Below are 23,877 nucleotides of genomic sequence, written 5' to 3' on the forward strand. Positions count from 1 at the left end.
TTCCAACCTAGTCGCCACAGCGTCTATTGGCCGGTGGGTTCTACCTTGAAGTGCGACTTTGCAGCGATACCAATGGGTTATCGCAGGCAAGGAACCGCATATGAACGCACTTACTCGCAGATTGATCTCGATGAGCGGCGCAAGATCGCCCGCTGGCGTCAAGCCGGGGTCAGTGTCGATGTGATCGCCGAGAAACTCGGCCGGCCGTTGAACTTGCGCATACCATTCTCCAGAAGACTCGCATCATTGTGCGAATGGCAGTTGTTCTCACTGAGCCGGTGCTATGGTGTCGCGTAGCACCGGCTTCAGTTCCGGTAATGGGCATAACAGTCAGGACGCGGCATTGGACAACGCACGCCGATCGCATTGGAACGGCATCTACGGCACCAAGGCCGAGGACGCCGTCAGCTGGTATCAGCAGACGCCGGAGCCATCGCTGACGCTGCTTGAGCTCGCCGGCGCTGCGCCTAAATCGGCGGTCATCGACATTGGCGGCGGCGAGTCGCATCTGGTCGACGCGCTGCTTGCACGTGGCTTTGACGACGTCACCGTGCTCGACCTGTCACAGACCGCACTGGACGCCAACAAGGCGCGCCTCGGCGATTCAGCCGGAACTGTAGGCTGGATTTGCGCCGACATTGTCAGTTGGCGTCCTGAGCGCAGCTACGAGGTCTGGCACGACCGCGCGGCGTTTCATTTCCTGACCGATCCCGCGGAACAGGCCATCTACACCGCCACGCTTGCCAAGGCGCTCATCCCCAACGGCCATGCAATCATCGCCACCTTTGCCGCAGACGGCCCCGAGAAATGCAGTGGGCTGCCGATCGTCAGGCACGATTCCAACAGCATCGGCAAATTGCTGGGAGACGGCTTCCAGTTGATCGACACCCGCCGCCACGAACACCGGACGCCATGGGACAGCTTGCAGCATTTCCAGTTCAGTACATTCCGCAAACAGGGCTGATGGTCTCCCTGCCCGTATGTCAGGCGCCACTGGAGTTCCCGCTCATCCGGCGATTTCAGATCATGCCTCCGCCGCGACGCGCCTGGCAGCAACTATCCTGGCCAACCACATGCCGGCAAACATCATCGGCAGGAAGGCATAGGTGCCCACGGCTCCGAGCGTCGTCGCCGTCAGCGCTGGCCCCGGGCAAAATCCGCCAAGGGCCCAGCCGATGCCGAACATGGCCGATCCCAGGAGAAGCGGTCGGTCGATCTCCTTCCCGGACGGCAGTTGGAACGCGAGTGCTGCCAACGGCTTTTGGCGTTTTAATACAAGACGGTAGCCGACGAACGCGGTGATGACGGCACCCCCCATGACAAAGGCCAGCGACGGGTCCCACGTGCCCGCCAGGTCGAGGAAATTCAGAACCTTGGCCGGGTCGGACATGCCTGAAACGACGAGACCGATGCCGAACAGCAGGCCGAGCGCGAGATTGACGACAAAGGACATGGTCAGGCTCCCAAAGCGTGCCGGACGATGAAGACGGTGGCAAAGGCCGTGACCATGAAGGTGACGGTCGCCGCCAGCGAGCGAATGGAAAGCCGCGACAGTCCGCAAACGCCATGTCCGCTGGTGCAGCCGCTACCATATGCCGAACCGAAACCGACGAGCAGGCCGGCGACCGCCATCAGCGGCAGGTTTGATGAAACCGTCTGGAGCACCTCGCTGCCGGTCACCAGTACATAGATCAGCGGTGCTGCGACCAGGCCGAGAATGAAGCCGAGACGCGACAGGAAGACACCGTCGGCATAGGGCGGCAAAAGGCGACTGGCAATGCCGCTGACACCCGCAATGCGCCCTTCCCAGGCCATCAGCAGCACGGCCGAGAGACCGATCAGGATGCCACCTACTGTGGGGGCGATGGGCGTGAATTCAGTCATTGTTGTTGCCTCGCAAGGGATCCATTCCAGCCTTCGGTGCGCAGAACATGCGGTAAAGCAGCGAAACGACCGCCGCGACCCGCTCGTCGGCCAGGCGATAAAAGACCGACTTCGATTCCTTGCGGCCGGCGATCAGTCCGGCTTCGCGCAGTTCCGCGATCTGTTGTGACAAGCCCGGCTGGCGTATGCCAAGGCTGTCTTCGAGCTCGCGTACCGAACGCTCGCCGTCGACAAGCGCACAGACGATCATTAGGCGGTTGGGGTTGGCGAGTTTCTTCAGGAATTCGGACGCTTCCCCTGCCCGTTCAAGCAGTTCAGCCATCGCCGTGTCGGGTCCGTGATTCACGATGTTAACCCTGGTTGCTCCGCGCCGCGCCCCGCCTTTCGCTATCGGCCGGTCTGGGCGCTGCGTTCAAGCCGCGTCGCCGCTATGGCGTCGCTATAGTTGCATATATATGATTGCATTAATTTGCAATCAATGTTCCGCAAAATGAAGGCCAGACACGAAGCGCCTGCGCCCAGCGTCCTGCTCAAATTAGGGGCTGGTTCGTGGTCAAACATGCGTCCGGGCACAATGCTCAACGGACGGCACCAGTGGCGACTAGTCGTCGGACTGGCTGCGATTGGCCTTGTTCCGGGCCCAGAATTCGAGCCGTTTCTTGATGTCGCGTTCGAAGCCGCGTTCGTTCGGCTGATAAAACTCCGGACGATTGGAGCCGGCAAGCTCATCCGGCATGAACTCCTGGCCCGAGAACGCGTCGGGATAGTCATGGTCGTAGCGGTAGCCCTCGTGGTAGCCGAGTTCTTTCATCAGTTTTGTCGGCGCATTGAGGATGTGCTTGGGCGGCGCCAGCGAACCGGTCTGCTGGGCGATGGCGATCGCCTGGTTAAAGCCCATATAGGAGGCGTTCGATTTTGGCGCCGTCGCGACATAAGTGATCGCCTGGGCCATGAACAGACGCCCTTCCGGCCACCCTACCCGCTCGAACGCGGTCCAGGCCGCGATGACCTGCGGCATTGCCTGCGGGTCTGCCATGCCGACATCCTCGGATGCCGCGCAAGCCAGGCGGCGGAAGATCGTCGCTGGAGATTCGCCGCCGACAACCATGCGTGCCGCCCAGTAGAGTGCTGCTTGCACATCGCTGCCACGCAGGCTCTTATGGAAGCAACTGAGCAGGTTGTAATGCTCTTCCTGCCCCTTGTCGTAGACCGGGGCACGCTTCTGCACCGTTTCGACAAGGCCCGCGACATCGAGCACCACAGCTGAAGGCAGCGCAAGCAGTTCCTCGCAGAGCCCGATGAGGTAGCGCCCGTCGCCATCCGCCATGGTCAAGAGTGTGTCACGCGCGTCGGCGTCCAGCGGCAGCTTCCTGCCGGCATGCGCTTCCGCGCGCTCGGCGAGGACGGCAAGATCAGGTTTTTCGAAGCGCTTGAGCGTGTAGACCTTGGCGCGTGACAGCAGTGCCGCGACCAGGCTGAAGCTCGGATTCTCCGTCGTGGCACCTATCAGGACGATGGTGCCGTCCTCGACATGGGGCAGCAGCGCGTCCTGGGTGGTCCTGTTGAAGCGGTGGAGTTCGTCGACGAACACCACGGTCTGCCGCCCTGCTCCGCTGCGGAGCTGTTTGGCGGCATCGACGACCTTCCGCAGATCAGCAACGCCGGAGAGAACAGCCGAGAGCTGGACGAAATCGAGGCCGATTTCCCTGGCCACCAGCCGGGCAATCGTCGTCTTGCCGACGCCTGGCGGCCCCCAGAGGATGAACGACGAAGCCTTCTTGGACTTGACCATGCGCCCGATCGGCCCGTCAGGCCCGAGAATATGGTCCTGCCCGATGACCTCGCTCAGGCTTTGCGGGCGCAACGTCTCGGCCAGCGGGCGCGGAACGACCTCGTCGAAAAGAGAGCTCAAGGAATGGCCCTCCCCGCGATCCAGTTACATGCCGCGACCTTCAGCATCGTGCCGGTGCTCAGTAGCGCAGCATCTGCCGCATGATGCGACCGTCGCGTTCGACGGTGAACCGCCACCAGCGCGTATCCTCCTCGGCAAGCTGCTTCAGCTTTTCGGCGGTGTCGATGGTTTCGCCGTTGAGCTCGCGCACGATGTCACCCGCCTGGAAACCGAAACCTGCAGCAGCCGAGCCGCCATCGACGCCGACGATCACCACACCTTTGGTGTCGGTTGCAACGCGCAGGCGCTGGGCCAGCCGCGGCGACAGCACGGCGACCTTGGCGCCGGCAAACGGGCTGCGGCCGCCCAGCAGGACCTCGTTGGTGCTGGAGCCTTCGGGCGCACGCTCAAGCGCCACCTCGACGGCCTTTTCCTCACCCTTGGTCAGCACCTGCAATGTCGCCTTGCCACCGATCGGCTGGGTTGCCAGGCGATAGTCGAGCGCTTCCATGTGCTCGATCGCGGCACCGTTGAACGACAACACGACGTCGCCAGGCTTGAGGCCCGCGCGTGCCGCCGGACCATTCTCGTCGATCGATGAGATCAGCGCGCCCGAAGGATGTTCCATGCCTAGCGACTCGGCGATCTGTGGTGTTACCGGCTCGAAGGAGGCACCGATGAACGGCCGCTCGAAGAACTCGGCACCGCCCTTGGCGGCTTCGGTGAACGCACGCACCATATTGGAGGGAATGGCAAAGCCGATGCCGATCGAACCGCCGGTGCGACTGAAGATCGCCGTGTTGATGCCGATGAGCTGTCCGCCCATGTTGATCAGCGCACCACCCGAATTGCCCGGATTGATGGCGGCGTCGGTCTGGATGAAGAAGCCAGAGTCGGACACGCCGATATGGGTGCGGGCAAGTGCGGAGACGATGCCGCTGGTCGTGGTCTGGCCGACGCCGAAAGGATTGCCGATGGCGAGCACAAGATCGCCGACCTGCAGCGCATCGGAATCGCCGATGGCGATCGTCGGAAACGGCTTGTCGGAGTCGATCTTCAGCACCGCCAGATCAAGCGTGTCGTCCTTGAGCAGGACCTTGGAGGTGAATTCGCGGCCATCCGAGAGCGCGACCTTCACCTGATCGGCGTCCTGGACGACGTGATTATTGGTGACGACGATGCCGCTTGCATCGACCAGCACCCCGGAACCGAGCGAAGAGCGGTTGCGTGGCGCACCACGACCGAAAAACTGTTCGAAGAACGGGTCGCCTTCAAAAGGCGAACGCGCCTTGACCTGCTTGGAGGCATAGACGTTGACCACCGCAGCGGCCGTATCCTTGACCAGTGGTGCGAACGATAGCTGCATCTCCTCGCGGCCGAAGGGCACGCGACGGTCGGGGCCTGGCGTCGCAGTGCCGTCCTTGCCGCCATTCAGCAGATCGGTCAGCACATCCGACAGGCCGGGATCCTCAGCGGGCTTGGTGGCTTCCTGGGCCGCGACACCACCTGCAACAGCCATCCAGGCGCCCAGCGCAAGCAGCAAATATCGTTTCGCACGCATTGCGAATCCTCCAACGTCTAAGTCGGCGCCATTGTCGTGACGATTGTGCAAATTGAAAGGCTGTATGCGCGCGAAAGCGGTTATTTCCGCATAGTTGGCGCGAGATGCGGAAGAACCGCTGCAGCCTTGAGGCAATCGCCCAAAACAAAAGGGGCCACGAGGGCCCCTTCGGTTCAAAACAACGTTGCAGACAGCTTATGCAGCGTCAGCTTCGTTGGCGGCTTCGGCTTCGAGGCGAACGCGATCGCCTGCGCCCTTGGCCGAGGTGTCGCGATCGACGAACTCGATGACAGCCATCGCGGCGTTGTCACCGCGGCGGAAGCCAGCCTTCATGATGCGCAGGTAGCCGCCGTTGCGGGTGGCGTAACGCGGCGCAACGACGTCGAACAGACGCTTCACGACGTTCTCGTTGCCGATTTGAGCGATCACCTGGCGGCGGGCATGCAGGTCGCCGCGCTTGCCGAGCGTCACCAGCTTCTCGACGATCGGACGCAGGTCCTTTGCCTTTTCGAGCGTGGTCACGATCTGCTCGTGTTCGAGCAGCGAGACGGAGAGGTTGGCGAACATGGACTTGCGGTGGCTTACGCTGCGGGCGAAGCGACGGCCTTTGAAACCGTGGCGCATGACTCTTTTCCTTCTTCATTTGTTCAAGAGGCCACGGCCTCTGATGGTTTTCCGCAAGGCCGTCGGACCGGAATATCCGGTCCTCGGAACCATGCTCGACTAGGTCTTCTTAGTACTGGTCTTCGTATCGCTTGGCGAGGTCTTCGATGTTTTCCGGCGGCCAGTCCTGCACTTCCATACCGAGGTGCAGACCCATCGCGGCCAGAACTTCCTTGATCTCGTTGAGCGACTTGCGGCCGAAATTCGGGGTCCGCAGCATCTCGGCTTCCGTCTTCTGGATCAGATCGCCGATGTAAACGATGTTGTCGTTCTTGAGGCAGTTGGCCGAACGGACCGAAAGCTCCAGCTCGTCGACCTTCTTGAGCAGCGCCGGGTTGAAGGCGAGCTCGGTAACGGCCTCGGCTGCAACTTCCTTCTGCGGCTCGTCGAAGTTGACGAACAGTGCAAGCTGGTCCTGCAGGATGCGAGCAGCAAATGCCACTGCGTCCTCACCGGTGATCGAACCGTCGGTCTCGATGGTCATGGTCAGCTTGTCGTAGTCCAGAACCTGACCCTCGCGGGTGTTCTCGACCTTGTACGAAACCTTCTTGACCGGCGAGTAGAGGCTGTCGACCGGGATGAGACCGATCGGAGCGTCTTCAGCACGGTTGCGTTCAGCCGGGACGTAGCCCTTGCCGGTGTCGACGGTGAATTCCATACGGATCTCCGCGCCCTCGTCGAGCGTGCAGATGACGTGGTCGGGGTTCAGGATCTCGACGTCGCCGACCGTCTGGATGTCGCCAGCGAGCACGGCACCGGGGCCCTGCTTGCGAACGACCATGCGCTTCGGGCCGTCGCCTTCCATGCGGATGGCGATTTCCTTGATATTGAGCACGATATCGGTGACGTCTTCACGAACGCCGCCGATGGACGAGAACTCATGCAGCACGCCGTCGATCTGGACGGCAGTGACGGCAGCGCCGCGAAGCGACGACAACAGCACGCGACGGAGCGCGTTGCCCAGCGTCAGGCCGAAGCCACGCTCGAGCGGTTCGGCGACGAGCGTGGTCAGCGTCTTCTTCTTGGACGAGAACTCGATCTTGTTTGGCTTGATCAGTTCCTGCCAGTTTTTCTGGATCATATTCGCTTCCTTCCGTTGCCCCGCCACCATCCAATCGTGACGGGCGACCTGGAAACCGCAACGAGCGCCCAGGGCGCTCGCACGGGGTGAAATATTAGACGCGACGCTTCTTGCGCGGGCGGCAGCCATTGTGCGGGATCGGCGTCACGTCGCGGATCGACGTGATGGTGAAACCCGCAGCCTGGAGCGCGCGCAGAGCCGATTCACGACCCGAACCCGGACCGCAGACTTCGACTTCCAGCATGCGCATGCCATGTTCCTGTGCCTTCTTGGCGCAGTCTTCGGCAGCCATCTGGGCAGCGAACGGGGTCGACTTGCGCGAACCCTTGAAGCCCTGCGCACCAGCAGACGACCAGGCAATCGTGTTGCCCTGCGCATCGGAGATGGTGATCATGGTGTTGTTGAAGGTCGAATTCACGTGGGCGACGCCCGACGAGATGTTCTTGCGTTCGCGACGACGAACGCGAGCGGCTTCCTTAGCCATGGTAGTCCTTTCAGTTGATCTCTTCACCGCCGTAATACCAGCGGCTACACCAGCCTGCGTTCAAGGTGTCAGGCCGAACACCCGCCCATAAAAGGCGAAACCGGCGGGCCGAAACCCGCCGGGAACGAAATTACTTCTTCTTGCCGGCAATTGCCTTGGCCGGACCCTTACGGGTGCGCGCATTGGTATGCGTGCGCTGGCCACGAACCGGAAGCGAACGACGGTGACGCAGGCCGCGGTAGCAGCCGAGGTCCATCAGGCGCTTGATGTTGATCGAAACTTCGCGGCGCAGATCGCCTTCGACCTGGTAGTCGCGGTCGATGGTTTCGCGGATCGCCAGAACTTCAGCATCGGTCAGCTGGTTAACGCGACGCTCGGCCGGGATGCCGACCTTCTCGACGATCTCAGCTGCGAACTTCTTGCCAATGCCATGAATGTACTGAAGCGCAATCACAACGCGCTTGTTGGTCGGAATATTAACGCCGGCTATACGAGCCATCTCTTCACTCCATTTGGGCCGGACAATGCCGGCGCTTCAAGTTGCCCCGCGTCCGGTGGAGGCCGGCCCATGCGGGTTTTCCGTATCAATATGACTTTGTACCCTAGTGGGCACACAACATCATGCCTGAATGGAAGACGGGCCGCCATACTCCAGTACGGCCCGTCAGTCAAGCATGGCAGCTGTTTTTAGTGCGTGACCTCAGCGACAACAGCTTCGATCTGCGCGGTAACGTCGTCCATATCGGCCATTCCGTCGACCTGCTTGAGCAGGTCGTTTGCGTAGTAGTAGCCGATCAGCGGCGCGGTCTTCTTGTAGTACTCGCGCAAGCGCTCTTCGAACACCTCGGCGTTGTCGTCCTTGCGAACCGGTTGGCCAGCAGCCTGTGCTTCCTCGGCGCGCTTCAGGATCCGGCCAACGAGTGCCTTGTCGTCGACGACGAGTTCGATCACCACGTCGAGATGCAGGCCGCGTTCGGCCAGCATGTCAGCGACTGCATCGGCCTGCGCTAGCGTGCGCGGATAACCGTCGAGGATGAAGCCCTTGGCGCAGTCGTCCTGGTCGATTCGCTCGGCGACGATGGCATTGACGATCTCGTCCGAAACCAGTTCGCCGGCGTCCATGACGGCCTTTGCGCGCTTGCCAACTTCCGTCTCGGCCTTCACTGCGGCCCGCAACATGTCACCGGTGGAAAGCTGTGGGATGCCGTGCTTTTCGACCAGCCTCTGCGCCTGAGTGCCCTTCCCCGCCCCGGGCGGTCCCAGCAATATAAGCTTCATCTTCCCCTCTTACCTCCACGGAGCTTCGACTTCTTGATCAGCCCCTCGTACTGGTGGGCGATCAGGTGACCCTGAATCTGCGCCACGGTATCAAGGGTTACATTGACCACGATCAGAAGCGAAGTACCACCAAGGTAGAACGGAACGCCGGTTGCCGAAATCAGGAACTCGGGCATCAAGCAGATGACGACCAGGTAGGCAGCGCCGATGACGGTGACGCGGGTCAGCACGTAGTCGATGTATTCCGCAGTGCGCTCGCCGGGACGATAGCCGGGGATGAAGCCCGAGTGCTTCTTCAACTGATCGGCCGTGTCCTTCGGATTGAAGACGATCGCCGTGTAGAAGAAGGCAAAGAACACGATCATCGCGGCGTAGAGCAGCATGTAGAGCGGCTGACCATGACCGAGAGCGGCCATGACGGTGCTCACCCAGCCGGGCAGCGTGGCGGTGTTCGAGAAGCCCGCGACGGTGGCCGGCAGCAGCAGCAGTGACGACGCGAAGATCGGGGGAATGACGCCTGCGGTGTTCAGCTTGAGCGGCAGGTGCGACGTATCGCCCTGGAACATGCGGTTGCCGACCTGGCGCTTCGGATACTGGATCAGAAGGCGACGCTGGGCGCGCTCGAAGAAGACGATCAGTGCGATGACGACGATCGCCAGAACGATGATCGCGAGAATAAGGCCGGTCGACAGAGCACCGGTGCGACCGAGTTCCAGCGTGCCACTGATGGCGCTCGGTAGGCCTGCGACGATGCCGGCGAAGATGATCAGCGAAATGCCGTTGCCGATGCCACGCGCAGTGATCTGCTCACCAAGCCACATCAGAAACATGGTGCCGCCGACAAGCGTGATAACAGTCGAGGCGCGGAAGAACATGCCCGGATCGGTGACGATGCCGTTGCCGCCCTCGAGGCCGGCGGAAATACCATAGGCCTGGACGACTGCCAACAGCACGGTGCCGTAGCGGGTGTACTGGTTGATGACCTTGCGGCCCTGCTCACCTTCCTTCTTCAGCGCTTCAAGCGACGGCACGACCGACGTCATGAGCTGCATGATGATGGAGGCGGAGATGTAGGGCATGATGCCGAGCGCAAAGAGCGCCATGCGCTCGACAGCACCACCGGCAAACATGTTGAAGATGCCGAGCACGCCGCGGCTCTGCTGGGTGAAAGCCTGCGCGAATGCGTCGGGGTTGATTCCCGGAAGCGGGATGTAGGTACCGAGGCGGTAGACCAAAAGCGCGCCAAGCGTGAACCAGATACGCTTCTTGAGGTCTTCGGCCTTGGCGAAGGCTGCGAAATTCAGATTGGATGCTAGTTGTTCAGCAGCCGATGCCATTCAGGGTACTCCGCTTGGTCACGCCGAAATGCCGCGATGGGCGCGGCGCGTGTCACCGAAGCCACGAGATAGGCTCCGGGAGGCAAACATGCAAGCGGCGGTATCTCTACCGCCGCTTACTTTGCAAAGCCTTTTACTCGGCGGCTGCCACTTCAGGCAGCTTCACCGATCCTCCAGCCTTTTCGATCTTCTCGATCGCCGGCTTGGAAGCGCCGGCAACATCGAAGGCCACCTTGGCCTTGAGTTCGCCGTCGCCGAGGATGCGGACGCCGTCCTTGACGCGGCGAATCACGCCGGCCTTGACGAGAGCTTCCGCCGTCACGGTCTCTTTCGCGTCGAGCTTCTTGGCATCGATCGCAACCTGGATACGGGCCAGCGAAACGGTGTTGTAGCTCTTGGCGAAAATGTTGGTGAAGCCGCGCTTCGGCAGGCGACGATAGAGCGGCATCTGGCCACCCTCGAAGCCGTTGATCGCGACGCCCGAACGAGCCTTCTGGCCCTTGACGCCGCGGCCGCCGGTCTTACCGGAGCCGGAGCCGATGCCACGGCCAAGACGCTTCTTGGAGTGGGTCGCGCCGGCGTTGTCACGCAGATCGTTGAGTTTCATCTTCTATCTCCTGCGCTCGGCTTACGCCTCGTCCACAACGCGGACGAGGTGCTGGACAGCTGCGATCATGCCACGCACCGAAGGAGTATCCTCCAGCGTGCGCTTGCGATGCATCTTGTTGAGGCCGAGGCCGACCAGCGTTGCACGCTGTTCCTTCGGACGACGGATCGGGCTACCGATCTGCTCGACGGTGATGGTCTTGGTTGCTTTCTTGGCCATGGTCATTGTCCCTGGTCAGCTCGAGCGACTATTCTTCAGCCGCAACGGCGGTGCCGCGGCGGGCCTGAAGCGTCGAATACTTGATGCCGCGCTGTGCAGCCACATCCTTAGGATGCATCTGGCTCTTCAGCGCATCGAAGGTCGCACGAACCATGTTGTACGGGTTCGACGAACCCATCGACTTGGCGACGACGTCATGCATGCCGAGCGTCTCGAAGACAGCGCGCATAGGACCGCCGGCGATGATGCCGGTACCCTGCTTGGCAGAGCGCAGCAGAACGCGACCAGCGCCCCAACGGCCTTCGACATCGTGGTGCAGCGTGCGGCCCGAGCGGAGCGGCACGAAAATCATGTCGCGCTTGGCCGATTCGGTTGCCTTGCGGATCGCTTCCGGCACTTCGCGCGCCTTGCCGTGACCAAAGCCAACGCGGCCCTTCTGGTCGCCGACAACGACGAGTGCTGCAAAACCGAAACGCCGGCCGCCCTTGACGACCTTGGCAACGCGGTTGATGTGGACGAGCTTATCGACGAATTCGCTGTCGCGCTCTTCGCGGTCACGGCTACGGTCGCGACCACCTTCCCTACGTTCTTGTGCCATATTCCTATCCTTATTTTTTTCCGGAAGCACGGGGGTTAAAAACCAAATCCGGCGTCTATAGCGTCGCCGGATTCATTGCAACTGGTCAGTGATGCGGCGCAGCGCCACGCGCTGCGCCGTAAACTGCATCAGAAGTTGAGACCACCTTCACGCGCAGCTTCGGCAAGTGCCTTGATGCGGCCATGGTAAATGTAGGCGCCACGATCGAAAACGACGTCCTTGACGCCGGCCTTCGAAGCGCGCTCGGCAATCAGCTTGCCAACAGCAGTTGCTGCAGCAGTGTCGGCGCCGGTCTTGAGAGAGCCCTTGAGATCCTTCTCGAGGGTCGAAGCGGCAGCGAGCGTACGGCCGTTGGCGTCGTCGATGACCTGAACATAGATGTTCTTAGACGTGCGGTGAACTGACAGGCGCGGACGGCCGTTGGCGACCTTCTTGATCTGCCGGCGGATGCGCGCCGAACGGCGCAGAGTGGTTTCTTTCGAAGCCATAATAGGTGTTCCTTGCCTTCTGAAACGGGCGCGGCCATCGGCGGTAAGCCCAAATGCTTCCCGCGACCGCGCACCGCGGCGTTGTTGTTACTTCTTCTTGCCTTCTTTGCGGACGATCTTCTCGCCTGCATAGCGCACGCCCTTGCCCTTGTAGGGCTCGGGACCGCGATATTCGCGGATCTCGGCAGCAACCTGGCCAACCTGCTGCTTGTTGATGCCGTTGACCACGATTTCGGTCGGCTTCGGCACCGTGATGGTGATGCCTTCCGGCGTCTGATAGACGACGTCGTGCGAGAAGCCAAGTGCCAGCTGCAGGTTCTTCCCCTGGAGTGCTGCGCGGTAACCGACGCCGGTGATCTCAAGCTTCTTTTCGAAGCCGTCCTTAACACCGGTGAGGATGTTGACGATCTGGGTCCGCGACATGCCCCACTTGGAGCGCGCGTCCTTCGACTGGTCGCGCGGCTGAACAGCGATTTCGCCGTTTTCCATCGTGACCAGAACTTCGTTGTTGACCACGAACTTCAGCTCGCCCTTGGGGCCCTTCGCCGTGACGGTCTGGCCGTCGACGGAAGCGGTGACGCCCTGCGGAAGCTGAACGGGTTTCTTGCCAATACGAGACATAGTCCTCGTGCCTTTCTTGTTTCAGCCTAGGCAGATCAGAAGATCTGGCAGAGGATTTCCCCGCCGACGTTCTGTTCGCGCGCTTCGTGGTCGGCCATCACGCCCTTCGGGGTCGAAAGGATCGAGATGCCGAGGCCATTGGCAACAGGCGGAATCGACTTGGACGAGACGTACACGCGGCGGCCCGGCTTGGAGACGCGGGCGATTTCGCGGATAACCGGCTGGCCGTCGAAGTACTTCAGCTCAATTTCGATCTCGGACTTGCCGTTTTCGAAGTCGGTCTGGCTGTAGTCGCGAATGTAGCCTTCCGCCTTCAGCACGTCGAGAACACGGGCGCGCAGCCTGGACGCAGGCGTCGACACGGTCGACTTCTTGCGGCCATAGGCATTGCGGATGCGGGTCAGCATATCGCCGAGAGGATCACTCAAAGACATGTCAAATGCTCCTTACCAGCTCGACTTGACCAGACCGGGGATCGCCCCGATCGAGCCCAGGTCGCGAAGCGCGATACGCGACATCTTCAGCTTGCGATAGTAGGCGCGCGGGCGGCCAGTCACTTCGCAGCGATTACGGATACGGATCTTGGCCGAGTTGCGCGGCAGCGCGGCGAGCTTGAGCTGCGCGCGGAAGCGTTCCTCGATCGGCTTGGACTGATCCATGATGACGTCCTTGAGGGCCTGACGCTTGGCAGCGTACTGGTCCACAAGCTTACGGCGCCGATTGTTCTTCTCGACTGAGCTGGTCTTTGCCATTTCAGATTTTTCCTTTTCTCGCTGCCGTTACTGCCGGAAGGGGAAGTTGAAGGCCTTGAGCAGAGCCCGGGCTTCTTCGTCCGTCTTGGCGGTCGTGCAAACGATGATGTCCATACCCCACATCTGATCAACCTTGTCGTAGTTGATCTCGGGGAACACGATATGCTCCTTGAGGCCCATAGCGTAATTTCCGCGGCCGTCAAAGCTTTTCGGGTTCAGACCGCGAAAGTCGCGAACGCGCGGCAGTGCGATGTTCACGAGACGGTCCAGAAACTCGTACATGCGCTCCTGGCGGAGCGTCACCTTGGCGCCGATCGGCATCTGCTCACGCACCTTGAAGCCGGCGATCGACTTGCGGGCGCGGGTGATGACCGGCTTCTGGCCGGCAATCATCGCCAGGTCTTCAGCGGCAACGGCGGGCTTCTTCGAGTCCGCAGTGGCTTCGCCAACACCCATGTTGAGCACGATCTTGTCGATGCGTGGGATCTGCATGACGTTGTCGTACTTGAACTGTTCCTGCATCGCCTGGCGGATGGTCTCGTTGTAGACCTTCTTCAGACGCGGCTCGTTGGTTGCCTTAGCCATTGATGACTTCTCCCGAGCGCTTGGCGACACGCACCTTCGTGCCGTCCTTCTGGACCTGGAAACCGACGCGGGTCGGCTTGCCATCCTTGGGGTCGGCGAGCGCGAGGTTCGACAGGTGGATCGGCGCTTCCTTGGTAATGATCCCGCCCTCTTGGGTCTGGGACTGCTTCTGGTGGCGGCGGATCATGTTCACGCCGCGGACAAGTGCCTTGTCTTCCTTCGGCTGGACAGACAGCACCTCGCCGGTGCGGCCCTTGTCCTTGCCGGCCAGAACGACAACCTTGTCGCCTTTACGGATCTTCTGCATTGTTCCGGCTCCTTACAGCACTTCGGGCGCGAGCGAGATGATCTTCATATGGTTCTTGGCGCGGAGTTCGCGCGGAACCGGCCCGAAGATACGCGTGCCGATAGGTTCTTTCTTGTTATCGACAAGAACGGCCGCGTTCTTGTCGAAACGGATCACGCTGCCGTCCGGACGACGGATGTCCTTGGCCGTGCGAACCACGACCGCCTTCATCACGTCACCCTTCTTTACGCGGCCGCGCGGAATGGCTTCCTTGATCGACACCACGATGATGTCGCCAACAGAAGCATACTTCCGCTTCGAGCCGCCCAGCACCTTGATGCACATGACACGACGGGCGCCGGAATTATCCGCGACGTCGAGGTTTGTTTGCATCTGAATCATGACTGGCCGCCTTCTTCTTCTCTAACGGGATGGGCTACCGCCCTCCCCGGCTTGTCCAAAATTCGTTGTTACGCCTGGTCCGGGGTAATGACGACCCAGCGCTTATCCTTGGAAATCGGCTTCGATTCCTGGATAGCAACCTGATCGCCTACCTTGTGGGCGTTGTTTTCGTCGTGCGCCTTGTAGTTCTTCGACATACGCACGGTCTTCTTCATCACCGGGTGCGTGAAGCGACGCTCGACCTTGACGACGACCGTCTTCTCGTTCTTGTCGCTGACGACCGTACCCTGCAGGATGCGCTTTGGCATGGTTTTCGTCCTTAAGCCTTCTTGCCGGCCGATTTTTCGGCGGCGATGGTCTTGATACGCGCGATATCCTTACGGACCTGTTTCACGCGCGCCGTCTTTTCCAGCTGACCGGTCGCCTTCTGGAAGCGCAGGTTGAACTGCTCCTTCTTGAGGCTGGCGAGCTCGTCGGTGAGCTGGTCCTGGGTCTTCGTCCTGATGTCCGAGGCTTTCATGATCAGCCCTTCCTTATTCTGCGATGCGCTGAACGAAGCGCGTCCTGACCGAGAGCTTGGCGGCGCCGAGACGCAGCGCTTCACGCGCCACTTCCTCGGAGACACCGTCGATCTCAAACATCACGCGACCTGGCTTGATGCGGCATGCCCAGTAGTCGACGGCGCCCTTGCCCTTACCCATGCGGACTTCGGTCGGCTTCGACGTGACGGGAACGTCTGGGAAAATACGGATCCAGACGCGGCCCTGACGTTTCATTTCGCGGGTGATCGCGCGGCGAGCCGCCTCGATCTCACGCGCGGTGACGCGGTTCGGCTCAAGCGCCTTCAGTCCGAAGCCGCCGAAATCCAGGTTGGTGCCACCCTTCGCGGTACCGTGGATGCGGCCCTTGAACTGCTTACGGAACTTTGTGCGCTTTGGCTGCAGCATCGTTCTAACTCCAAATTCCTATGCGTGTCAGGCGTTTTCGCGACGGCGGCGCTCAGGGCGCTCGCCAGCATGCGAATGCTCGCCTTCGGTTGCGCGACGCTCGGAAGCCATCGGATCGTGCTCGAGGATCTCGCCCTTGAACACCCAGACCTTGACGCCGCAGATGCCATAGGCGGTCTTTGCCTCGGCAGTGCCGTAGTCGACGTCAGCGCGCAGGGTGTGCAGCGGAACGCGACCTTCGCGGTACCACTCCATACGAGCGATTTCAGCGCCGCCGAGACGGCCCGAGCAGTTGATGCGGATGCCCTCTGCGCCGAGGCGCATGGCCGACTGCACCGCGCGCTTCATGGCGCGACGGAAAGCAATGCGGCGCTCGAGCTGCTGCGCGATCGACTGTGCGACCAGCGTAGCGTCGGTCTCCGGCTTGCGAACCTCGACGATGTTGAGGTGCGTCTCGGACTTCGTCATCTCCATCAGCTTCTTGCGAAGCTTTTCGATGTCGGCGCCCTTCTTGCCGATGATCAGGCCCGGACGCGCTGCGTGAATGGTCACGCGGCACTTCTTGTGCGGACGCTCGATCACGACCTTGGAGATCGCGGCCTGCTTCAGCTCAGCTTCAAGATACTTGCGGATCTTGATGTCTTCGTGGAGCAGTTGGCCGTACTCGCCGGTGTTTGCGTACCAACGCGAGTCCCAGGTGCGGTTGATGCCGAGGCGGAGACCAATTGGATTGATTTTCTGGCCCATTATGCGGCCTCCCCTTTCTCTTCGACTTCACGAACGACGATCGTGAGGTGCGAAAACGGCTTCTCAATGCGGCTGGCGCGACCACGGCCACGAGCGTGGAAACGCTTCATGACGATCGACTTACCGACAAAGGCTTCCGCCACCACCAGTGCATCGACATCGAGGTCGTGATTGTTTTCCGCGTTGGCGATAGCCGATTCGAGGGTCTTTTTAACCGTTCCGGCGATGCGCTTGCGCGAAAATTCCAGATCCGAAAGCGCGGTCGCTACCTTCTTGCCGCGGATAAGCGCGGCAACGAGGTTGAGCTTCTGCGGGCTGACCCGGATCGTGCGGAGGACCGCACGTGCCTCGTTGTCAGCAAGCCTGCGCGGAGCTTTGGCCTTGCCCATGTTACTTCCTCTTTGCCTTCTTGTCCGCGCCGTGACCGTAGTAGGTCCTGGTGGGAGCGAACTCACCGAACTTGTGGCCGACCATGTCCTCGTTCACCGAGACCGGGACGTGCTTCTGGCCGTTGTAGACACCGAAGGTGAGGCCGACGAACTGCGGCAGGACGGTGGAGCGACGGCTCCACATCTTGATCACCTCATTGCGACCGCCTTCACGAACCTTCTCTGCCTTCTTGAGCAGATAGCCGTCAATGAACGGGCCTTTCCAGACTGAACGAGTCACTGGCGTTACCTCTTCTTAGCTCTTGCGCTGATGGCGCGAGCGCAGGATGAACTTGTCGGTCGCCTTGTTGGACCGCGTCTTCTTGCCCTTGGTGGGCTTGCCCCACGGGGTCACCGGATGGCGTCCGCCCGAGGTGCGGCCTTCACCACCGCCGTGCGGATGGTCGACCGGGTTCATGGTCACGCCGCGGTTGTGCGGGCGCTTGCCACGCCAGACGGTGCGGCCGGCCTTGCCGTCGTTGATGTTGCCGTGGTCCGGGTTGGACACGGCACCGACGGTGGCGATGCAGAGACCGCTGACGACGCGCTGTTCACCCGAGTTGAGGCGAAGGATCGCCATGCCCTGGTCACGACCGACGAGTTGAGCGTAAGCACCAGCCGAACGAGCGACCTGGCCACCCTTGCCGGGCTTCAGCTCGATGTTGTGGACGATCGTGCCGACCGGCATCGCTGCGAGCGGCATTGCATTGCCCGGCTTCACGTCGACCTGCTCACCAGCGATGATCTTGTCGCCGGCCTGCAGACGCTGCGGAGCAATGATGTAGCTCAGCTCACCGTCGTCGTACTTGATCAGTGCGATGAAGGCGGTGCGGTTCGGATCGTACTCGAGACGCTCGACCGTGCCGACGACGTCGAACTTGCGACGCTTGAAGTCGATGATGCGGTACGAACGCTTGTGACCGCCGCCGATGAAGCGAGCCGTGATGCGACCGTAGTTGTTACGGCCGCCCGACTTCGTCAGGCCTTCGGTCAGACCCTTGACGGGCTTGCCCTTGTGCAGACCCGAGCGGTCGACGATGACCAGCTGGCGCGTGCTCGGCGTTACTGGCTTGAATTTCTTAAGTGCCATTGTCCTGTCCTCTCAGCCCAGCTCAGAGACCCGTCGCGACGTCGATCGACTGGCCGTCGGCCAGCGTCACTACCGCCTTCTTGACGTCGCTCTGGCGGCCGATCGTGCCGCGGAAGCGCTTCACCTTGCCCTTGCGGACCAGGGTGTTCACAGCAGTCACCTTCACGCCGAACAGCGCTTCGACGGCAGCCTTGATCTCGGGCTTGCTCGCCTTCTTGGCGACATTGAAGACGACCTGGTTGTTTTCCGAAGCCATGGTCGACTTTTCGGTGATCGCCGGGCTGACGATCACGTCATAGTGGCGGAGATCCGTCATTTGAAGCGCTCCTCGAGAGCCTCGACGGCGGCCTTCGAAAGGACCAGCGTGCCGCGGCGCAGAATGTCGTAAACGTTGATGCCCTGGATCGGCAGGACATCGATGTTCGGGATGTTGGTCGCTGCGCGCTTGAAGTTGACGTCAAGCTCGGCGCCACCGATCACCAGGGCGTTGGTCAGGCCCAGCGTCGCGAAATTCGCGAGCAGCGCCTTGGTCTTGCCCTCGGCGAGCGTCAGCTCGTCGACGATGATCAGGTTCGATGCCTTGGCCTTGGCCGAGAGTGCGTGCTTCAGGCCGAGAGCGCGGACCTTCTTGGGAAGGTCATGCTCGTGGCTGCGAACGACCGGGCCGTGGGCCTTGCCGCCGCCGCGGAACTGCGGAGCGCGTGCCGAATGGTGACGAGCGCGGCCCGTACCCTTCTGCTTGTACATCTTGGCGCCGGTGCGTGCGATTTCCGCGCGACCTTTGGCCTTGTGCGTGCCCTGCTGCTTCTTGGCGAGCTGCCAGCGCACGACGCGCTGGAGAACGTCTTCGCGCGGGTCCAGGCCGAAGATCTCTTCCGAGAGCTCAACCTTGCCGGCATCTTTGCCTGCGAGGGTTGTAATCTTGAGGTCCATTATTCCGCTCCCTCATTGGCCGCAGCCTTGTTGCTGGCAGCGCGGATCGCGGCCGGCTTCGGCGCGTTCTCAGGAAGCGCAACCTTTGCGGCGTCGCGAACCAGGATCCATGCACCCTTCGAACCCGGAACCGCACCGCGGATCAGGATGAGACCGCGATCGGTGTCGGTCGAGACGACTTCCACGTTCTGGGTGGTGACGCGAACGTCGCCCATGTGGCCGGCCATCTTCTTGCCCTTGAACACCTTGCCCGGATCCTGGCGCTGACCAGTCGAACCGTGCGTACGGTGCGAGACCGAGTTACCGTGGGTTGCACGACCGCCACCGAAGTGGTGCCGCTTGATAACGCCCTGGAAGCCCTTGCCGATCGTCGTGCCCGTCACGTCGACCTTCTGGCCGGCTACGAAATGCTCAACGGTAATCTCAGCGCCAACATCAAGCATGTTGTCGGCGGAGACGCGGAACTCGGCAACCTTCGACTTCGGCTCGACGGAAGCGGCAGCGAAGTGACCGCGCAACGCCTTCGTCGTATTCTTGACCTTGGCCAGGCCAACGCCGAGCTGAACGGCAGTATAGCCATTCTTCTCTTTAGTCAGCTGTGCCACGACCTGGCAGTTCTCCATGCGGAGAACGGTGACGGGAACGTGTTCGCCAGCGTCATTATAGACGCGGGTCATTCCCACCTTCTGTGCAATTACACCTGAACGCATCGGTTCGTTTTCCTTCAGAGGAGCCGTTTGGATCTGCTCGCGCGGCTCATGTTAGCTCTTAGAGCTTGATTTCGACGTCGACACCTGCTGCGAGGTCGAGCTTCATCAGAGCATCGACGGTCTGCGGGGTCGGATCGACGATGTCCAGCAGACGCTTGTGCGTGCGCATTTCGAACTGCTCGCGGCTCTTCTTGTCGACGTGCGGCGAGCGGTTCACCGTGAACTTCTCGATCCGCGTCGGCAGCGGGATCGGGCCGCGAACATTGGCGCCGGTGCGCTTCGCGGTCGACACGATCTCACGCGTCGAAGCGTCGAGAACCCGGTGGTCAAACGCCTTGAGGCGGATGCGGATATTCTGTCCGTTCATGGTCACTTCCTTGTTCTGGCGCGGCGCGGGCGTATTCCCGCCCGCGACAGATCGTTAATTCGGATTATTCTTTGATCGAAGCGACGATGCCGGCGCCGACGGTACGGCCACCTTCACGGATAGCGAAGCGGAGCTTCTCTTCCATGGCGATCGGCACGATCAGCTCGACGTCGACGGTGATGTTGTCGCCGGGCATGACCATCTCGGTGCCTTCCGGCAGCGACACGATGCCGGTCACGTCGGTCGTGCGGAAGTAGAACTGCGGACGGTAGTTGGTGAAGAACGGCGTGTGACGGCCACCCTCTTCCTTGGTCAGGATGTAGGCTTCAGCCACGAACTTCTTGTGCGGCTTCACCGAACCCGGCTTGCACAGCACCTGGCCGCGCTCGACGTCTTCACGGCCAACGCCGCGGATCAGCGCGCCGATGTTGTCGCCAGCCTGGCCCTGATCGAGCAGCTTGCGGAACATTTCAACGCCGGTAACCGTCGTCTTCGAGGTTGCCTTGATGCCGACGATCTCGACTTCTTCGCCAACCTTGACGATGCCGCGCTCGACGCGACCGGTGACCACAGTGCCGCGACCCGAGATCGAGAACACGTCTTCGATCGGCATCAGGAACGGACGGTCGATCGGACGCTCAGGCGTCGGGATGTAGGCGTCGACGGCAGCCATCAGCTCGCGGATCGCGTCTTCGCCGATCTTCTTGTCCGAATCGTTGAGCGCAGCAACAGCCGAACCCTTGATCATCGGAATGTCGTCGCCCGGATACTCGTACTTCGACAGCAGCTCGCGAACTTCGAGCTCGACCAGTTCGAGCAGCTCGGCGTCGTCGACCAGGTCGACCTTGTTCAGGAACACCACCAGGGCCGGAACGCCAACCTGACGGGCGAGCAGAATGTGCTCGCGGGTCTGCGGCATCGGGCCGTCGGCAGCCGACACGACCAGGATCGCGCCGTCCATCTGGGCAGCACCGGTGATCATGTTCTTGACGTAGTCGGCGTGGCCGGGGCAGTCGACGTGGGCGTAGTGACGAGCAGGCGTCTCATATTCGACGTGCGCCGTCGAAATGGTGATGCCGCGGGCCTTCTCTTCAGGCGCTGCGTCGATCTGGTCGTAGGCCTTGAACTCGCCGAAATACTTCGTGATCGCCGCCGTCAGCGACGTCTTGCCGTGGTCAACGTGACCAATCGTGCCGATGTTCACATGAGGCTTATTACGCTCGAATTTACCTTTTGCCATGTGAGGTCTCCATTCTTGCTAGCCCGATAAGGGCGTTGAATTAATAAAACGCTGCAATTCGTTGGAATTACGCGTATTTCTTTTGAACTTCCTGAGCGACCGCGGTCGGAACCGCCTCGTAGTGGTCGAACTGCATCGTGTACTGGGCGCGGCCCTGTGACATCGAGCGCAAGCTATCCACGTACTTGAACATGTTGGCCAGCGGCACCATCGCGTTGACGACGACGGCAATGCCGCGGCTTTCCTGGCCTTGGATCTGGCCACGACGGCTGTTCAAGTCGCCAATGACGTTGCCGACATAGTCTTCCGGCGTCACGACTTCGACCTTCATGATCGGCTCGAGCAGCTGAACACCCAGCTTCGGAGCGGCTTCGCGAAGGGCGGCGCGACCGGCGATTTCGAAGGCCAGCACCGAGGAGTCGACATCGTGGTAAGCGCCGTCGATGAGCGTCGCCTTGACGCCGATCATTGGGAAGCCTGCGAAAGGACCCGACGAAAGAACGCTGCGGAGGCCCTTGTCGACACCCGGAATGTATTCCTTCGGAACAGCACCGCCGACGATCTTCGATTCGAAGACGAAATCTTCGCCCTCGGGGTTCGGCTCGAACACCAGCTTGACGCGAGCGAACTGGCCGGTACCACCCGACTGCTTCTTGTGGGTGTAGTCCTGCTCGTGGGTGCGGGTGATCGTCTCGCGATACGCAACCTGCGGAGCGCCGACATTAGCCTCGACCTTGAACTCGCGACGCATGCGATCGACGATGATGTCGAGGTGCAACTCGCCCATGCCGGAGATGATGGTCTGACCCGACTCTTCATCCGACTTGACGCGGAACGAAGGATCTTCAGCAGCCAGGCGGTTGAGCGCGAGGCCCATCTTTTCCTGGTCGCCCTTGGTCTTCGGCTCGATGGCGATCTGGATGACCGGCTCGGGGAATTCCATGCGCTCGAGGATGACCGGGTGCAGCGGATCGCAGAGCGTGTCGCCGGTGGTCGTTTCCTTGAGGCCGGCCAGAGCGACGATGTCGCCAGCGAAAGCCTCTTCGATGTCGGAGCGCGAGTTCGAGTGCATCTGCAGCATACGACCGAGGCGCTCTTTCTTGCCCTTGACGGTGTTTTCGAGCGAAGCGCCCTTGACCACCTTGCCCGAGTAGATGCGGCAGAAGGTCAGCGAACCGACGAAGGGATCGTTCATGATCTTGAAGGCCAGCATCGACAGCGGCTCGCTGTCGTCGGCGTGGCGCTCGATCTCAGCTTCGGTCTTGGCATCGATGCCCTTGATCGCAGGAACGTCGAGCGGCGACGGCAGGAACTCGACGACGCCGTCGAGAAGCGGCTGCACGCCCTTGTTCTTGAAGGCCGAGCCACAGAACATCGGGAAGAACTTGACGGCGATGGTGCCCTTGCGGATCAGCGCGCGCAGTTCGTCGTTCGAAGGCATCTTGCCTTCAAGGTAGTTCTCAAGAGCCGTCTCGTCCATTTCGACGGCGGACTCGATCATCTTGTCGCGGAACTCGGCGGCCTTTTCCTTCAGGTCGTCCGGGATCTCAACGACGTCCCAGGCAGCGCCCAGGCTCTCGTCGCGCCAAACCAGCGCGTTCATCTCGATCAGATCGACGACGCCCTTGAACTCCGATTCAGCGCCGATCGGCAGCTGGACGGCAACGGCAGTGGCGCCGAGGCGCGACTTGATCATGTCGTACGAGCGATAGAAGTCGGCGCCAATCTTGTCCATCTTGTTGCAGAAGATCATGCGCGGGACATGATACTTGTCCGCCTGGCGCCACACGGTCTCGGTCTGCGGTTCGACACCAGCGTTGGCATCGAGCAGCGCGATTGCGCCGTCGAGAACGCGCAGCGAACGCTCGACTTCAATGGTGAAGTCGACGTGGCCGGGGGTGTCGATGATGTTGAAGCGGCGCTGCTGGCCGTCACGGCCCTTCCAGAAAGTCGTGGTCGCAGCGGACGTGATCGTGATGCCGCGTTCCTGCTCCTGCTCCATCCAATCCATGGTGGCAGCGCCGTCATGGACTTCGCCGATCTTGTGCGACTTGCCCGTGTAATAAAGGATGCGCTCGGTGGTCGTGGTCTTGCCGGCGTCGATATGCGCCATGATACCGAAATTGCGGTAGTCTTCGATCTTGTATTCGCGGGCCATGGGAGGTGCCTCTCAGTCGTTCGGTCGCGCTATTACCAGCGGTAGTGCGCGAAGGCGCGGTTGGCTTCCGCCATCTTGTGGGTGTCTTCACGCTTCTTGACAGCGGTGCCGCGGTTGTTAGCCGCATCCATCAGCTCGCCCGAGAGGCGGTCGACCATGGTGGTCTCGTTACGGTTGCGGGCGGCAGTAATCAGCCAGCGAATGGCGAGAGCCTGACGGCGCTCGGGGCGCACATCGACCGGAACCTGGTAGGTGGCGCCGCCAACGCGACGCGAACGCACTTCCACGTGCGGCGCGACATTGTCGAGCGCCTGATGGAAGACGGTGACCGGCTCCTGCTTGGTCTTGGCCTGAACCTGATCAAGCGCACCGTAGACGATCGTTTCGGCGATCGACTTCTTGCCGTCATACATGACGGCATTCATGAACTTGGTGACAACCAGATCGCCGAACTTGGGATCCGGGTTGATTTCGCGCTTATCTGCACTGTGACGACGTGACATGGTTCTTGTCTCTCAAA

The 23,877-nt window shown here is 61.2% G+C and carries 36 protein-coding genes and 1 pseudogene; 2 read left to right on the forward strand and 35 right to left on the reverse strand.

The features are described 5' to 3' along the window. Positions 1 to 72: 72 nt before the first annotated feature. Positions 73 to 204: pseudogene (locus DY201_RS16195) on the forward strand (helix-turn-helix domain-containing protein); the annotation flags it as partial. Between the two features lie 139 nt (positions 205 to 343). Continuing rightward, on the forward strand, positions 344 to 964 hold the full coding sequence (locus DY201_RS16200; protein WP_245432019.1) for a class I SAM-dependent methyltransferase: 621 nt from the start codon (positions 344 to 346) through the stop codon (positions 962 to 964). A 60-nt stretch (positions 965 to 1,024) separates the two neighbouring features. On the opposite strand, the gene DY201_RS16205 is transcribed toward DY201_RS16200, so the two are convergent. The 35 genes from DY201_RS16205 to rpsG form a co-directional block, all read right to left on the reverse strand. After that, positions 1,025 to 1,453, reverse strand: a complete 429-nt coding sequence (locus DY201_RS16205; RefSeq protein WP_115732090.1) for a DUF6691 family protein — start codon at positions 1,451 to 1,453, stop codon at positions 1,025 to 1,027. Between the two features lie 2 nt (positions 1,454 to 1,455). Next, positions 1,456 to 1,884, reverse strand: coding sequence for a YeeE/YedE family protein (locus DY201_RS16210; RefSeq protein WP_115732091.1), 429 nt, complete (start codon positions 1,882 to 1,884; stop codon positions 1,456 to 1,458). Beyond that, positions 1,877 to 2,206: an ArsR/SmtB family transcription factor gene (locus DY201_RS16215; RefSeq protein ID WP_115732092.1), complete on the reverse strand. Its 330-nt coding sequence runs from the start codon at positions 2,204 to 2,206 to the stop codon at positions 1,877 to 1,879. The genes DY201_RS16210 and DY201_RS16215 overlap by 8 nt, the downstream gene beginning before the upstream one ends. Before the next feature lie 279 nt (positions 2,207 to 2,485). Then, positions 2,486 to 3,796, reverse strand: a complete 1,311-nt coding sequence (locus DY201_RS16220) for a replication-associated recombination protein A (RefSeq protein WP_115732093.1) — start codon at positions 3,794 to 3,796, stop codon at positions 2,486 to 2,488. Between the two features lie 58 nt (positions 3,797 to 3,854). Then, positions 3,855 to 5,336: a DegQ family serine endoprotease gene (locus DY201_RS16225; RefSeq protein WP_115732094.1), complete on the reverse strand. Its 1,482-nt coding sequence runs from the start codon at positions 5,334 to 5,336 to the stop codon at positions 3,855 to 3,857. Between the two features lie 195 nt (positions 5,337 to 5,531). Beyond that, entirely contained in the window at positions 5,532 to 5,960 is a 429-nt protein-coding gene (gene rplQ / locus DY201_RS16230) for a 50S ribosomal protein L17 (RefSeq protein ID WP_115732095.1), read from the reverse strand. 109 nt (positions 5,961 to 6,069) lie between these two features. Beyond that, positions 6,070 to 7,080: a DNA-directed RNA polymerase subunit alpha gene (locus DY201_RS16235; RefSeq protein WP_055976463.1), complete on the reverse strand. Its 1,011-nt coding sequence runs from the start codon at positions 7,078 to 7,080 to the stop codon at positions 6,070 to 6,072. A 94-nt stretch (positions 7,081 to 7,174) separates the two neighbouring features. Further along, positions 7,175 to 7,564 carry a 30S ribosomal protein S11 gene (rpsK, locus tag DY201_RS16240; RefSeq protein ID WP_055976460.1) on the reverse strand — a complete coding sequence of 130 codons (390 nt, stop codon included), beginning with the start codon at positions 7,562 to 7,564 and terminating at the stop codon, positions 7,175 to 7,177. 130 nt (positions 7,565 to 7,694) lie between these two features. After that, complete coding sequence (gene rpsM, locus DY201_RS16245; RefSeq protein WP_115732096.1) at positions 7,695 to 8,063, reverse strand: 30S ribosomal protein S13; 369 nt, start codon at positions 8,061 to 8,063, stop codon at positions 7,695 to 7,697. Between the two features lie 188 nt (positions 8,064 to 8,251). After that, positions 8,252 to 8,842: an adenylate kinase gene (locus tag DY201_RS16250; RefSeq protein WP_115732097.1), complete on the reverse strand. Its 591-nt coding sequence runs from the start codon at positions 8,840 to 8,842 to the stop codon at positions 8,252 to 8,254. Next, positions 8,839 to 10,179 carry a preprotein translocase subunit SecY gene (gene secY, locus DY201_RS16255; RefSeq protein WP_115732098.1) on the reverse strand — a complete coding sequence of 447 codons (1,341 nt, stop codon included), beginning with the start codon at positions 10,177 to 10,179 and terminating at the stop codon, positions 8,839 to 8,841. Before secY ends, DY201_RS16250 begins: the two co-directional genes overlap by 4 nt. A 133-nt stretch (positions 10,180 to 10,312) precedes the next feature. Continuing rightward, positions 10,313 to 10,786, reverse strand: a complete 474-nt coding sequence (rplO, locus tag DY201_RS16260) for a 50S ribosomal protein L15 (protein ID WP_115732099.1) — start codon at positions 10,784 to 10,786, stop codon at positions 10,313 to 10,315. Between the two features lie 21 nt (positions 10,787 to 10,807). Next, a complete protein-coding gene (gene rpmD / locus DY201_RS16265; protein ID WP_067961904.1) occupies positions 10,808 to 11,005 on the reverse strand; it encodes a 50S ribosomal protein L30 in 198 nt (65 codons plus the stop codon). A 28-nt stretch (positions 11,006 to 11,033) separates the two neighbouring features. Then, the gene (gene rpsE / locus DY201_RS16270) at positions 11,034 to 11,603 is read right to left on the reverse strand and encodes a 30S ribosomal protein S5 (protein WP_067961902.1); all 570 of its coding nucleotides are present in this window, start codon (positions 11,601 to 11,603) and stop codon (positions 11,034 to 11,036) included. A 128-nt stretch (positions 11,604 to 11,731) separates the two neighbouring features. Continuing rightward, positions 11,732 to 12,091, reverse strand: a complete 360-nt coding sequence (rplR, locus tag DY201_RS16275; protein WP_055976445.1) for a 50S ribosomal protein L18 — start codon at positions 12,089 to 12,091, stop codon at positions 11,732 to 11,734. Between the two features lie 87 nt (positions 12,092 to 12,178). Beyond that, positions 12,179 to 12,712, reverse strand: coding sequence for a 50S ribosomal protein L6 (gene rplF, locus DY201_RS16280; protein ID WP_067961897.1), 534 nt, complete (start codon positions 12,710 to 12,712; stop codon positions 12,179 to 12,181). 35 nt (positions 12,713 to 12,747) lie between these two features. Further along, entirely contained in the window at positions 12,748 to 13,146 is a 399-nt protein-coding gene (gene rpsH / locus DY201_RS16285) for a 30S ribosomal protein S8 (protein WP_067961896.1), read from the reverse strand. Between the two features lie 12 nt (positions 13,147 to 13,158). Continuing rightward, the gene (gene rpsN / locus DY201_RS16290; protein WP_115732100.1) at positions 13,159 to 13,464 is read right to left on the reverse strand and encodes a 30S ribosomal protein S14; all 306 of its coding nucleotides are present in this window, start codon (positions 13,462 to 13,464) and stop codon (positions 13,159 to 13,161) included. Positions 13,465 to 13,491: 27 nt separating this feature from the next. After that, a complete protein-coding gene (gene rplE / locus DY201_RS16295; RefSeq protein ID WP_115732101.1) occupies positions 13,492 to 14,049 on the reverse strand; it encodes a 50S ribosomal protein L5 in 558 nt (185 codons plus the stop codon). Continuing rightward, positions 14,042 to 14,356 carry a 50S ribosomal protein L24 gene (gene rplX, locus DY201_RS16300; RefSeq protein WP_115732102.1) on the reverse strand — a complete coding sequence of 105 codons (315 nt, stop codon included), beginning with the start codon at positions 14,354 to 14,356 and terminating at the stop codon, positions 14,042 to 14,044. Before rplX ends, rplE begins: the two co-directional genes overlap by 8 nt. A gap of 12 nt (positions 14,357 to 14,368) precedes the next feature. Then, on the reverse strand, positions 14,369 to 14,737 hold the full coding sequence (gene rplN, locus DY201_RS16305; RefSeq protein WP_006205457.1) for a 50S ribosomal protein L14: 369 nt from the start codon (positions 14,735 to 14,737) through the stop codon (positions 14,369 to 14,371). A 68-nt stretch (positions 14,738 to 14,805) separates the two neighbouring features. After that, a complete protein-coding gene (rpsQ, locus tag DY201_RS16310; RefSeq protein ID WP_115732103.1) occupies positions 14,806 to 15,045 on the reverse strand; it encodes a 30S ribosomal protein S17 in 240 nt (79 codons plus the stop codon). An 11-nt stretch (positions 15,046 to 15,056) separates the two neighbouring features. Further along, positions 15,057 to 15,257, reverse strand: a complete 201-nt coding sequence (rpmC, locus tag DY201_RS16315) for a 50S ribosomal protein L29 (RefSeq protein WP_018427849.1) — start codon at positions 15,255 to 15,257, stop codon at positions 15,057 to 15,059. 13 nt (positions 15,258 to 15,270) lie between these two features. Continuing rightward, complete coding sequence (rplP, locus tag DY201_RS16320) at positions 15,271 to 15,684, reverse strand: 50S ribosomal protein L16 (RefSeq protein WP_055976423.1); 414 nt, start codon at positions 15,682 to 15,684, stop codon at positions 15,271 to 15,273. 27 nt (positions 15,685 to 15,711) lie between these two features. Next, complete coding sequence (gene rpsC / locus DY201_RS16325; protein WP_067961888.1) at positions 15,712 to 16,431, reverse strand: 30S ribosomal protein S3; 720 nt, start codon at positions 16,429 to 16,431, stop codon at positions 15,712 to 15,714. After that, complete coding sequence (rplV, locus tag DY201_RS16330) at positions 16,431 to 16,820, reverse strand: 50S ribosomal protein L22 (RefSeq protein ID WP_055976417.1); 390 nt, start codon at positions 16,818 to 16,820, stop codon at positions 16,431 to 16,433. Before rplV ends, rpsC begins: the two co-directional genes overlap by 1 nt. A 1-nt stretch (position 16,821) precedes the next feature. Continuing rightward, positions 16,822 to 17,100, reverse strand: coding sequence for a 30S ribosomal protein S19 (gene rpsS / locus DY201_RS16335; protein WP_055976414.1), 279 nt, complete (start codon positions 17,098 to 17,100; stop codon positions 16,822 to 16,824). Positions 17,101 to 17,115: 15 nt separating this feature from the next. Beyond that, positions 17,116 to 17,949 (reverse strand): 50S ribosomal protein L2, encoded by an 834-nt coding sequence (gene rplB / locus DY201_RS16340; RefSeq protein ID WP_115732104.1) that lies wholly within the window; start codon positions 17,947 to 17,949, stop codon positions 17,116 to 17,118. 22 nt (positions 17,950 to 17,971) lie between these two features. After that, positions 17,972 to 18,265 carry a 50S ribosomal protein L23 gene (locus DY201_RS16345; RefSeq protein ID WP_067961884.1) on the reverse strand — a complete coding sequence of 98 codons (294 nt, stop codon included), beginning with the start codon at positions 18,263 to 18,265 and terminating at the stop codon, positions 17,972 to 17,974. Further along, positions 18,262 to 18,882, reverse strand: a complete 621-nt coding sequence (rplD, locus tag DY201_RS16350; protein ID WP_115732105.1) for a 50S ribosomal protein L4 — start codon at positions 18,880 to 18,882, stop codon at positions 18,262 to 18,264. Before rplD ends, DY201_RS16345 begins: the two co-directional genes overlap by 4 nt. Beyond that, positions 18,882 to 19,592: a 50S ribosomal protein L3 gene (gene rplC / locus DY201_RS16355; protein WP_115732106.1), complete on the reverse strand. Its 711-nt coding sequence runs from the start codon at positions 19,590 to 19,592 to the stop codon at positions 18,882 to 18,884. Before rplC ends, rplD begins: the two co-directional genes overlap by 1 nt. Before the next feature lie 58 nt (positions 19,593 to 19,650). Continuing rightward, positions 19,651 to 19,959 (reverse strand): 30S ribosomal protein S10, encoded by a 309-nt coding sequence (rpsJ, locus tag DY201_RS16360; protein ID WP_006205468.1) that lies wholly within the window; start codon positions 19,957 to 19,959, stop codon positions 19,651 to 19,653. Positions 19,960 to 20,023: 64 nt separating this feature from the next. Continuing rightward, positions 20,024 to 21,199: an elongation factor Tu gene (gene tuf, locus DY201_RS16365; protein WP_115732107.1), complete on the reverse strand. Its 1,176-nt coding sequence runs from the start codon at positions 21,197 to 21,199 to the stop codon at positions 20,024 to 20,026. A gap of 67 nt (positions 21,200 to 21,266) precedes the next feature. After that, positions 21,267 to 23,357 carry an elongation factor G gene (gene fusA / locus DY201_RS16370; protein WP_115732108.1) on the reverse strand — a complete coding sequence of 697 codons (2,091 nt, stop codon included), beginning with the start codon at positions 23,355 to 23,357 and terminating at the stop codon, positions 21,267 to 21,269. Positions 23,358 to 23,389: 32 nt separating this feature from the next. Continuing rightward, a complete protein-coding gene (rpsG, locus tag DY201_RS16375; RefSeq protein ID WP_067961877.1) occupies positions 23,390 to 23,860 on the reverse strand; it encodes a 30S ribosomal protein S7 in 471 nt (156 codons plus the stop codon). Positions 23,861 to 23,877 lie beyond the last annotated feature (17 nt).

The organism is Aminobacter aminovorans (genome assembly GCF_900445235.1).
GTDB lineage: Bacteria > Pseudomonadota > Alphaproteobacteria > Rhizobiales > Rhizobiaceae > Aminobacter > Aminobacter aminovorans.